Genomic DNA, 8,111 nt, shown 5'->3' on the forward strand with positions numbered 1-8,111 from the left:
CTCAAGATCCTTATAGTGTAAGGGTTTTGGCTTATATTGTTTTTGTAGTCAATGATTTTAAATAGAAGTTGTGAATAAATTTGGTGTTTTACCTCCGGGTTTGGTGTTAGATCCTTTGTTACGGGGTTGGTTGTTGGAGGATATTGGTAGGGGCGATCGCACTACTCAATCTCTTTTAGATGAAGGTGTGATACGAGCAAAGGCTAGGTGGGTAGGGAAAGCTCCAGGGATGATTGTGGGTTTACCCGTTGCTGCTAGGGTGTTTCAGCTTTTGAATGAAGATGTGAATTTTGTGGCGGTCACTGATGAGGGGGCATGGTGTGAACCTGGACAGGTGGTGGCGGAAATTGAGGGGGCAATGGATGCCTTGTTGATGGGGGAGCGGGTGGCGCTGAATTTGGTGATGCGGTTGAGTGGAATTGCCACGCTGACTCATAAATATGTGGAAAAAATAGCAGATTTACCTGTTCGGTTGGTGGATACGCGCAAAACTACTCCTGGATTAAGGCTTTTGGAAAAGTACGCGACTGCTGTGGGTGGTGCAATGAATCACCGGATGGGGTTAGATGATGCGGTGATGGTTAAGGATAATCATATTGTGGCGGCGGGGGGAATAGGAAAAGCTATGACACGCATTCGTTCTCAAGTTCCTTATCCTTTGACTGTTGAGGTGGAGACGGAAAGTTTAGAACAGGTGCGGGAGGCTTTAGATTACAAGGCCGATATTATTATGTTGGATAATATGGATTTGGAGATGATGAAGGAGGCGGTGCGGTTAATTCGTCAGGAGGATGGTAGTGTGAAGATTGAGGCTTCGGGGAATGTGACTTTAGAAACTATTCGGGCTGTGGCGGAAACTGGTGTTGACTATATATCTAGTAGTGCGCCGATTACTCAGTCGCGGTGGTTGGATTTGAGTATGAGGATGGGTTAATGAGGAATTGGATAAATTATGTAAATAAGTTTGTAAACTAAAGAAGTAACTAGCTCTCCCACCCCCAGAGACAATGACATCAACTCTGCTAAAATTTCCTCGTCTTAATGCTCCAGAACTGCATCAATTACCCAATGGTTTAACTATCATTGCCGAGCAAATGCCAGTAGAAGCTGTGAATCTGAGCTTGTGGGTGAAAATAGGCTCGGCTGTAGAGTCAGATGCGATGAACGGTATGGCTCACTTTTTAGAACACATGATTTTTAAAGGAACACAGCAACTAAGTAGTGGGGAATTTGAGCGGCGAATTGAAGAACGTGGTGCTGTGACTAATGCTGCTACAAGCCAAGATTATACTCATTATTATATCAATACTGCACCCCAGGATTTTGCTGAATTAGCGCCATTGCAAATAGATGTGGTACAAAATGCGAGTATTCCTGATGATGCTTTTGAACGGGAACGGTTGGTAGTATTAGAAGAAATTAGACGTTCTGAAGATAATCCTGGTCGTCGTACTTTTCGACGGTCGATGGAAATGGCTTTTGATTTCCTACCCTATCGTCGTCCGGTGTTGGGTACAGAATCAGTGATTTCTCAATTGCAACCTCAGCAAATGCGGGACTTCCACGCTAATTGGTATCAGCCTAAGTCAATTACTGCGGTAGCTGTGGGTAATTTACCTGTAAACGAATTAGTAGAGATTATCACGGAAAGTTTTACAAAAAATAGTGGTCAGTCCTTAGTTATTAATGATCAATTATCAGTTAGTTTAGAACCAGCATTTACAGAAATTGTTCGACAGGAATTTGTGGATGAAAGTCTCCAGCAAGCAAGGTTAACGATGATTTGGCGAGTACCGGGAATGATGGAATTAAATCAAACCTATGCTTTAGATGTGTTGGCGGGGATTTTGGGACATGGAAGGACATCTAGATTGGTACAAGATTTGCGGGAAGAACGGGGATTGGTTAGATCAATTTCTGTGAGTAATATGAGTAATCGACTGCAAGGAACGTTTTCTATTTCTGCTAAATGTGGGGTGGAAGATTTAGATATAGTAGAAACAGCGATCGCTCAACATCTTCGCAGATTACAAACCGAACCGGTCAAAGCCTCAGAAATTGTCCGTGTCCGCCGACGGGTAGCTAATAGGTTTATATTTAGTAACGAAACACCGAGCGATCGGGCTGGATTATATGGTTATTATCAGTCCCTCATTGGCGATTTAGAACCAGCTTTTAATTACCCAGACTATATCAAATCCCAAGACGCACCGGAATTAATGCAAGCCGCACAACAGTATCTTTCCCCAGATGCCTATGGTGTAGTTATTATTAAACCACAAATAGCAAATTCATGATTTGGCAACAAATTGACACCCATATTAGCCATACAACTGGCAAAAAATTTCAAACACAAGACAGGCGTTCTGTTAGTGGTGGATGTATTAACCAAGGTTATGCCCTGAGTGATGGTCAATTGACATATTTTGTTAAATTGAACCAAGCCTCGCAAATAGCTATGTTTGAAGCTGAAATGCTAGGGTTACAGCAAATATTCAACACCGTAACCATTCGCGTTCCTCAACCCATTTGTTCGGGAATTGCGGGGGATTCTGCTTACATAGTCCTAGAATGGTTAGAGATGGGAACAGGAAACAGCAAATCTTGGCAAGAAATGGGACGCAAATTAGCAACCATGCACCAAGCCACCAATAACAAGGGTTTTGGCTGGGATATGAATAATACTATTGGTTCTACACCTCAAATTAACACTTGGACTTCTAACTGGGTAGATTTTTATATTACCCATCGTTTAGGTTATCAATTTCAATTAGCAAAACAGAACGGTGGTAGGTTTCCCTTGCAAAATCAACTATTAGCAACTATCCCGAAATTATTAGCAAATCATCAAGTCTCACCATCTTTAGTTCACGGGGATTTGTGGGGAGGAAATGCAGGATCTACTGTTAGCGGTGAACCAGTAATATTTGATCCAGCGACTTATTTTGGCGATAGAGAAGTTGATATTGCTATGACTGAATTATTTGGTGGTTTTCCGGCAGGATTTTATCAAGGTTATCAAGAAGTTTGGCCTGTAAATGCCGGATATGAACAACGGAAAATACTTTATAATCTTTATCACATTTTAAATCATTTCAATTTATTCGGCGGTGGTTATGCTTCCCAAGCTAACCGAATGATTGAGCAAATTTTGTGTTAAAACAAGTTGTAGATTTTCTAGAGTTAATGATGATTCCCAGCCAATATCAACCAAGATTATTAGATGATCATGCAAAAGAAGGTTATCTAAATTGGTCTTTAGATTTCTTTACTGACCCAAATATCATTCAAGTTCCTTATGTTGATATTACAATTCAACTGGATGTTACTGATGCTTATAAATTATATCAAGCAAATCCCACAGAAGGAGCAACTTTCTTTAGTTTCTTAACTTGGCATTTAGTACAAACCCTTAAAAATCATTTTTGTTTTAATTTGCGATTTGTTGACAATCAGTGGTTTATTTTGGATAATCCGATTGTGTTAGTGCCAGTAGCAGTTGGAGGAAAAGATCGGTTTTGCGAAATGTTGTTAGAAAATATTAGCCAAATCAGTTACCAAGACTTTATTATTCAATATCGTCAAAAATTAGATCAAATCAGAAATGGAAAAAGGGAAAGATCCGATCCTCAAACATTTTTATTTTCCTGTTTTATCGGGAATTTACCAAATTTACAGTTTACTGGATTAACATTACATTGGCGAAGCAGTGAAATTATTGGTCAACCTTATTTTTATTTTGGTAAACGCTATTGGCAAAATAATCAACTTTTGATTCCCTTTGCTGCTAAATTACATCATGCTTGCAAAGATCCTTTTGTGCTTGATTTACTGATTCAAGATTTTTCTCAAAGATTTATTAACTAAGGTGCGTCAGAATCTGAAAATGAGTGATTTTAGTCTAAATTATTCTGTCTGACGCACCCTACAGACTACAGACTACAAAATATGCGAAAATAGTAGGGTGGGCATTGCCCACCACTTTTAATTTAAAAGGTGCTTTTTAACTCACCAAATCAGGGAAAACCTCTTGTACAGCCGGATGTACTAGACGATGATTCTGCACGTTTAAACCTTTACCCAAAGCCGGATTAACCTCCAAAGCTTTAATACCCAAATTTGCCAACTGCACAACATAGGGTAATGTACTATTATTTAAAGCTTGAGTTGCTGTCCAAGGAACTGCTCCAGGCATATTGGGAACACCATAATGTACAACACCCTCATCTACATATACTGGCTCAGTGTGAGACGTAGGATGTAAAGTTTCTACACAACCACCTTGATCAACTGCTACATCGACAATTACAGAACCACGAGGCATAGTTTTGACCAAATCCCGTGATACTAAAATCGGCGCTTTTCGTCCCAACACCAAAACAGCACCAATTAGTAAATCAGCTTCCTTAACAGCCGCTTCAATGTGAGCAGAATTACTGTAAAGCAATTCCACCCTAGAACCAAAAAGAGTTTCTAAATAGGATAAACGGTCTACATTGACATCTAAAATTTGTACTGATGCCCCCATCCCTACAGCGATTTTAGCGGCTTCTGTACCCACCACACCACCACCTAAAATCACCACTTTACCGGGTTTAACCCCAGGAACACCTCCTAATAGTACACCCCTGCCACCTTGCTGCCGTTCTAAAAACCTAGCGCCAAACTGCACTGCCAAGCGTCCAGCGATGATGCTCATGGGTGTGAGGAGAGGGAGCTTATTCATCCCTGATTGTTCCACAGTTTCGTAAGCGATCGCACAAATTCCACAATCCATTAAATACTCTGTTAATTTGCGGTCAGCCGCTAAATGTAAATAAGTAAATAATAATTGTCCCTTTTGCAAAAACTTATACTCACTAGCTAGAGGTTCTTTCACTTTCACAACTAGCTCTCGATTCCAAACCTCTTCAATTGTATCAACAACCACTGCCCCCGCTTTATTATAGTCGTCATCTGTAAACCCAGCCCCTTCCCCTGCTTGTGTTTGAACGAAAATATGATGGCCATTTTCCCTCAGCACCCGGACGCTAGAAGGACTTAACCCCACCCGAAATTCTTGATCTTTTCTTTCCTTGGGAACACCAATTTCCATTGAAAGCCTCTGATAATTTTTTGTTTTAGCCTAGTCTGCCAGTATCTATCTCAACACTTCAGTATTAGAGATAGCCAATTTCACCTAATCTTCTCTACATCAACCAGCAAATCCGCCAACTCTTACCCTTGACTAATTTCTCAGTTTTTCTACAATAGATAAAGAATAATTAAAAATTGTAAAGTCAGCTTTTGCATGGTGCTATTTCAGAAGTTACCTTCTCAAGTACAAGACCTGTAATTAGCTGAAAACCCAATATCAAGTTTAATTTGCTGACCAGAAGAGAGGAAAAGCCGATAATGACACAACAACAACCAACTGTTAACCCTAAACTAGAAGAACCCAAGTTTGGTTTTAACGAATATGCCGAACGTTTGAATGGTCGAGCCGCTATGATTGGATTTATTTTAATGGTAGTCATTGAATATGCTACTAATCAAGGCGTGTTATCATGGCTCGGACTTAAATAGGCATGATCAATGCCCGACGAAGAGAATATCTCTAGCTGAGTTTTCATCTCTATCTATCAAACAACCACGTTGACAGATGGAAGTTTTTATAGATAGAGATATTCGGGCGTTTGATTACAGCTTTATGGTCATAAAAAATTGAGAATATTTGGGTGTTATAATATTATGATCAGTTGAAAACTCAATTTATCACATTTGGTCAAAGCCTGTAAGCTTATTTTAGCAGAGGTTATACCAGCTTTGCCCTACTCTTGCTGGAGTAAGATGTAAATGTCTAATATGATAAGGGTGTCCTGGATAAACTTATACAAAAAATTACGGAAACAAAACAAGCTGTGATGAATGCTGTATTACCTCGTTTTTTCAAGTCAGCCTACCGAAAAGAACCAATCATCAGCGCATTAGTGACAATGGGTGTTGTGGATGCTGTGATTGGTGGATTGGATGATAGCTGGTCTTTGTTCGCTTTTGGGTTAGGAACAGCGGGAATTGCCCTAGTATTTAAATTGTGGCGTATGCAACAGCGTCCACCCTTACCGGAAGAACCAGTTGTGCAACATTATTTGCCTTCTCGCTCATCTAGTTCACCGTTACCCGTGGTAAATATTCCTAAGAAAAAATCCCGCCATTAGAGACTTTTAAATAAAAAAATATCCTGTCGTTTTGATAGCAGAGGGGGGGGAGGAAAGGTCATTTTAGTTGCAGGAATTTGGCTCATCTTTTTTTTGCGGAGTTTTCTTAGTCAAATCTTCAAGAAATTTTTTTCTAAAAAATAGGAAAGTAATGGATAAAAATTCGTGTATTCTGATACTCTTATTGAAGAAGACTAGGTTTTATCATCAAGGAATTAGATAGCCATCATGAACTGTGTACATCACCAATCATGAAAACCTCCTTTCCTGTTACTGAACACTTGTCACCTATCCCCTATTTTGAAATTAGGAGAGGGTTTTGGCGCGGTTTGATAGCCTGCGGATTGCTTGGTTGTATTACATTCGGTTGCGGCCATTTGGCAACAGAAAATACCAAACAGATTGTGCAAGAGACCAATGTTGCTCAGTTGCTGACGGAGGCCAAAGATAACCAAATAGCGAAAGATTTATGGAATCTCGGTAATAGTTATTTAGATAGCCAACGTTACCAAGAGGCAATTTCAGCTTATGATAGAGCGATCGCTATTAAGTCAGATAGTGCGGAAACATGGGTAAATAGAGGGAATGCCTTGACCGCTTTACAAAATTATCAAGAGGCTTTAATATCTTACGATAGAGCGATCGCTATTCGACCAAATAAACACGAAGCTTGGTACAATCGGGGAAATGCCTTAACAGCCTTGCGTCGCTATTCAGAAGCTGTCAAAGCCTACGATGAGTCCATAGCAATCAAACCAGAAAAGCACGAAGCCTGGATCAACAGAGGTATTGCCCTCACAAAAATGCAAAGCTACAAAGCAGCATTAGCATCCTACAATCAGGCTTTAACTATCCGCAAAGATTTACATCAAGCTTATTACAATAAGGCCTGTAACTTTGCCCTACAAAACAATATAGAATCAACTATAGAAAACCTCAGCAAAGCCATACAACTACTTCCTGATAAATATCGGAAATTAGCACAAACAGATTCAGATTTTGATCAAGTACGGAATAATCAACAATTTCAGGATTTAATTCAAGGAAATTAAATATGTAGGATTTGTTGACAAGTCTTTTGGTTAGGGCTAGAAGTCAGGAGTCAGGAGTCAGGAGTCAGGAGTCAGGAGTCAGGAGTCAGGAGTCAGGAGTCAGGAGTCAGGAGTCAGGAGTCAGGGGGAAGAATATTATCGAATTTGGTCAACGCTAACTAATGAGACAGAATTAAATACACAAGTATCAAGGCTGGAATCCTTAACTGGCAAAGAGTTGGTAAACAAATAATATGTAATTGATTCCATTCAGATACTTATCAGTAAGTTCTATAAACTTCTTGCAAAAGTCGTGATTTTCAAATTTTTCTTTGCGCCTCTGCGCCTCTGCGTGAGCTTTTCAAGAATATTCTTGGAGACACCAAAGTATTTATGCAAGAGGTCTTATCTAAATAAATTAAACTGTGGTTTTTTTTGGGTTTTATATCAATGAAAAGAAAATTATTAATCACTGGTGCAAGCGGTTTTTTAGGTTGGCATCTTTGTGAGTTAGCAAAACAAAAATGGGAAGTTTACAGTACATATCATACTCATTTTATAAAAATACCTGACATCAAAATAGTAAAAGTTGATTTAACAGATTTTCAGGAATTAAAGAGTATATTCAATGATATCAAACCGGATGCAGTAATTCACACAGCCGCCCAATCTCAACCAAATTATTGTCAACTTCATCCCCAAGAAGCTTATAAAATCAACGTTGGAGTGTCTTGTAACATAGCCGGACTTTGTGCAGATAATTATTTACCTTTAGTATTTACTTCCAGCGATTTAGTTTTTGATGGGTTAAACCCAGTTTATAAAGAAACAGATCAAGTATCACCTATCAATATTTATGGTGAGCAAAAAGTCGCAGCAGAAG

General features: G+C 39.4%; 9 protein-coding genes. 8 read left to right on the forward strand and 1 reads right to left on the reverse strand.

The annotated features are described in order from the left end of the window. Positions 1 to 70 precede the first annotated feature (70 nt). From nadC to VB711_RS26060, 4 genes are all read left to right on the forward strand, one after another. Positions 71 to 934 carry a carboxylating nicotinate-nucleotide diphosphorylase gene (nadC, locus tag VB711_RS26045; protein ID WP_323289337.1) on the forward strand — a complete coding sequence of 288 codons (864 nt, stop codon included), beginning with the start codon at positions 71 to 73 and terminating at the stop codon, positions 932 to 934. 73 nt (positions 935 to 1,007) lie between these two features. Next, positions 1,008 to 2,297, forward strand: a complete 1,290-nt coding sequence (locus tag VB711_RS26050; protein WP_323289338.1) for a pitrilysin family protein — start codon at positions 1,008 to 1,010, stop codon at positions 2,295 to 2,297. Then, positions 2,294 to 3,160 carry a fructosamine kinase family protein gene (locus VB711_RS26055; RefSeq protein WP_323289339.1) on the forward strand — a complete coding sequence of 289 codons (867 nt, stop codon included), beginning with the start codon at positions 2,294 to 2,296 and terminating at the stop codon, positions 3,158 to 3,160. The genes VB711_RS26050 and VB711_RS26055 overlap by 4 nt, the downstream gene beginning before the upstream one ends. After that, on the forward strand, positions 3,154 to 3,867 hold the full coding sequence (locus VB711_RS26060) for a CatA-like O-acetyltransferase (RefSeq protein ID WP_323289340.1): 714 nt from the start codon (positions 3,154 to 3,156) through the stop codon (positions 3,865 to 3,867). Before VB711_RS26055 ends, VB711_RS26060 begins: the two co-directional genes overlap by 7 nt. Positions 3,868 to 4,003: 136 nt before the next feature. On the opposite strand, the gene ald is transcribed toward VB711_RS26060, so the two are convergent. After that, positions 4,004 to 5,095 (reverse strand): alanine dehydrogenase, encoded by a 1,092-nt coding sequence (gene ald, locus VB711_RS26065; RefSeq protein WP_323289341.1) that lies wholly within the window; start codon positions 5,093 to 5,095, stop codon positions 4,004 to 4,006. A gap of 299 nt (positions 5,096 to 5,394) precedes the next feature. Here ald and VB711_RS26070 point away from each other — a divergent pair, with 299 nt between their 5' ends. The 4 genes from VB711_RS26070 to VB711_RS26085 form a co-directional block, all read left to right on the forward strand. Further along, positions 5,395 to 5,565 carry a chlorophyll a/b-binding protein gene (locus VB711_RS26070; protein ID WP_323289342.1) on the forward strand — a complete coding sequence of 57 codons (171 nt, stop codon included), beginning with the start codon at positions 5,395 to 5,397 and terminating at the stop codon, positions 5,563 to 5,565. Between the two features lie 338 nt (positions 5,566 to 5,903). After that, positions 5,904 to 6,197, forward strand: a complete 294-nt coding sequence (locus VB711_RS26075; RefSeq protein WP_323289343.1) for a hypothetical protein — start codon at positions 5,904 to 5,906, stop codon at positions 6,195 to 6,197. A 305-nt stretch (positions 6,198 to 6,502) separates the two neighbouring features. After that, a complete protein-coding gene (locus VB711_RS26080; RefSeq protein ID WP_416233627.1) occupies positions 6,503 to 7,249 on the forward strand; it encodes a tetratricopeptide repeat protein in 747 nt (248 codons plus the stop codon). 429 nt (positions 7,250 to 7,678) lie between these two features. Then, on the forward strand, positions 7,679 to 8,111 hold a 433-nt coding region (locus VB711_RS26085), incomplete at its 3' end, for an SDR family oxidoreductase (RefSeq protein WP_323289345.1).

Origin of the sequence: Cronbergia sp. UHCC 0137, assembly GCF_034932285.1 — a bacterium.
Taxonomy (GTDB): Bacteria; Cyanobacteriota; Cyanobacteriia; order Cyanobacteriales; family Nostocaceae; genus Cronbergia.

What these genes read in the sequence shown, in the direction of transcription:
- VB711_RS26050 (WP_323289338.1), top strand. Translation starts at nt 1,008, where the DNA reads ATGACATCAACTCTGCTAAAATTTCCTCGTCTTAATGCTCCAGAACTG.
- ald (WP_323289341.1), bottom strand. Translation starts at nt 5,095, where the DNA reads ATGGAAATTGGTGTTCCCAAGGAAAGAAAAGATCAAGAATTTCGGGTG.
- VB711_RS26075 (WP_323289343.1), top strand. Translation starts at nt 5,904, where the DNA reads ATGAATGCTGTATTACCTCGTTTTTTCAAGTCAGCCTACCGAAAAGAA.
- VB711_RS26070 (WP_323289342.1), top strand. Translation starts at nt 5,395, where the DNA reads ATGACACAACAACAACCAACTGTTAACCCTAAACTAGAAGAACCCAAG.
- VB711_RS26055 (WP_323289339.1), top strand. Translation starts at nt 2,294, where the DNA reads ATGATTTGGCAACAAATTGACACCCATATTAGCCATACAACTGGCAAA.